At 69.8% G+C, this 1,592-nt stretch carries 1 protein-coding gene; it reads left to right on the top strand.

Annotation, left to right across the window (positions count from 1 at the left end; all coding sequences use genetic code 11):
• Positions 1-1,592: MMPL family transporter (locus tag AC1DVT_RS20180; RefSeq protein ID WP_477391174.1), on the top strand; the 1,592-nt coding region annotated here is incomplete at both ends.

The raw sequence follows: 1,592 nt of genomic DNA, 5'->3' as shown, positions 1-1,592 counted from the left end.
CCTGGTTCCCGCTCACCAGCGCGATCATCGGCGTGGCGCTTTCGGTCTCGCTGATCTTCGTGGCGACCGCGTTCGCCTCGATCTCGGCGACCACGCCGCTCCTGGCCGTCATGCTCGGCCTCGCCGTCGGCATCGACTACGCCCTGTTCATCACGGCCCGACATCAAGACCAGGTGCGCACCGGCATGGCTCCGGACGAATCGGCCGCCCGCGCCAACGGCACCGCGGGGTCGGCGGTCGTCTTCGCCGGCGTCACCGTGCTCATCGCCCTGATCGGCCTCTCGTTCGCGAACATCCCGTTCCTCACGACGATGGGCATCGCGGCATCCGTCGCGGTCGCCATCGCCGTCCTCATCGCGGTCACGCTCACGCCGGCGTTCCTCGGCTTCGCCAAGGGCCGGGTCGTCGGCTGGAAGGCCCGCGCGCCGCGCCGCGCGCGGAACGCGGATGCCGTGGTCAAGCCGCGCCGGGGCTTCGCCACCGTCTGGGTCAACGGAGTGACGAAGCATCCGATCATCACCACGGTCGCCGTGGTCGTCGGCCTCGGCATCCTCGCGATCCCGGCCGCGAGCCTGCGGCTGGCTCTGCCCAATGCCGGCATGCAGCCCACCTCGAGCGAGGCCCGTCAGGCGTACGACCTGGCGTCCGAGCACTTCGGCCCCGGCTTCAACGGCCCGCTCATCATGACCGGCACGATCGTCACGTCGACCGATCCGCTGGGCCTGATGGCCGATCTGTCCGACGAGATCGAGAAGATCCCGGGCGTCAAGGAGGTCGCACTCGCGACTCCGAACGCGACGGCCGACACCGGCATCATCCAGATCGTGCCCGAGACCGCTCCGGATGACCCCGCCACCGCCGACCTCGTGCGCGAGCTGCGCGACCAGCACGACCGCCTCCTCGACGAATACGGCGTCGACCTCAAGGTCACCGGATTCACCGCGGTCGCCATCGACATCTCCGACCGCCTCGGCGCAGCGCTGCTGCCCTTCGGCATCTTCGTCGTCGGTCTGTCGCTCGTGCTGCTCACCATCGTGTTCCGCTCGATCTGGGTGCCGATCAAGGCCGCCGCCGGCTTCCTGCTCTCCGTGATGGCCGCCTTCGGCGTCGTGGCGGCGGTCTTCGAATGGGGCTGGTTCGGCGAGGCGCTCCACGTCAGCAGAACCGGACCGATCATCAGCTTCATGCCGATCATCCTGATGGGCGTGCTGTTCGGCCTCGCAATGGACTACGAGGTGTTCCTCGTCTCGCGCATGCGCGAGGACTTCGTCCACGCCCGCGCCCGCGCCGGCGGCGCCGATCGCGCACTCGCCGTCAGCACGGTCCGGTCGGGGTTCACGGCATCGGCCCGCGTCGTCACCGCGGCCGCCGTCATCATGTTCGCGGTCTTCGCCGCGTTCGTCCCGGAGGGCGACGCCACGCTCAAGCCGATCGCCCTGGGGCTCGCGGTGGGCATCGCGATCGACGCGTTCGTCGTGCGCATGACGCTGGTTCCCGCGGTCATGGCACTCCTCGGCGAGAAGGCGTGGTGGATGCCGCGCTGGCTCGACCGGGTGCTCCCCCACTTCGACATCGAGGGCGAGGCCGTCGAG

The organism is Microbacterium sp. P2_F9, from assembly GCF_056403635.1.
Note: the sequence above shows the minus strand (reverse complement) of the source record. Positions and strands in the feature narration are given on the sequence as shown.